This window comes from Bacillus sp. SD088 (assembly GCF_017355205.1).
Taxonomy (GTDB): Bacteria; Bacillota; Bacilli; order Bacillales; family Bacillaceae_C; genus Lederbergia.
Genome location: NZ_JADIJK010000073.1, coordinates 1 through 650, shown reverse-complemented (window position 1 = coordinate 650; position 650 = coordinate 1). Strand labels below are relative to the sequence as shown.

Here is a 650-nt window from a genome sequence, read left to right as displayed (position 1 = left end):
CCCCCAATGTAATGAAAGAATCGTTTCATCCCTTCTAAAAAGCAATCTTGATTCTGGGATTCGAAAACTTGAACCAGAAATGCATTACTGTACGGGAATGACATAACCAGATACGGAAGTTCTACGACTTCTCCCTCTAGTTTAAACGGTGCTTCTCCAAAGTCCACCTGGGCATCCCCTGGATTTGATTCTAACGGGAGAGCTGCCTCATCATTTGCTTCCATTTCTTCAATTAATTCTTTTTTTCGTTTAGAGACGTATGCCCTTACTGTTCGGTCGGAACCTTTAAAAGCATATTCTACTTTCAATAACTCCCAGATTCGCTTAGCGGTTCTTCGATATTTCTTTTTCTTCTTCAGATCCTCTTTCATCCACTGATCTACGATTTCTTTCACCGGATCCATTACGGGAGAGAGTTGATGTTTCTTCCCTTTCAATTCAGGTTGGAATTCATCTAAATCTACATATTTCTGTACAGTTCTTGGATCTCTATTTGTTCTCCTCGCAACCTCTGCATATGTATGCCCTTTTCCATTAACTTGTTGTCTGATATAATTGATTTCAGTCACTTCTAACACTCCTAATCTACCTCCTGCCAGAATATTGGGTCCAACAGGAAGTGTAGTTAATTATTGAGTTGTTAGCAAGTG

The 650-nt window shown here is 39.7% G+C and carries 1 pseudogene; it reads right to left on the bottom strand.

The features are described from left to right. A pseudogene (locus IPU53_RS24705) lies at positions 1–578 on the bottom strand (IS21 family transposase); the annotation flags it as partial. Positions 579–650: the final 72 nt, after the last annotated feature.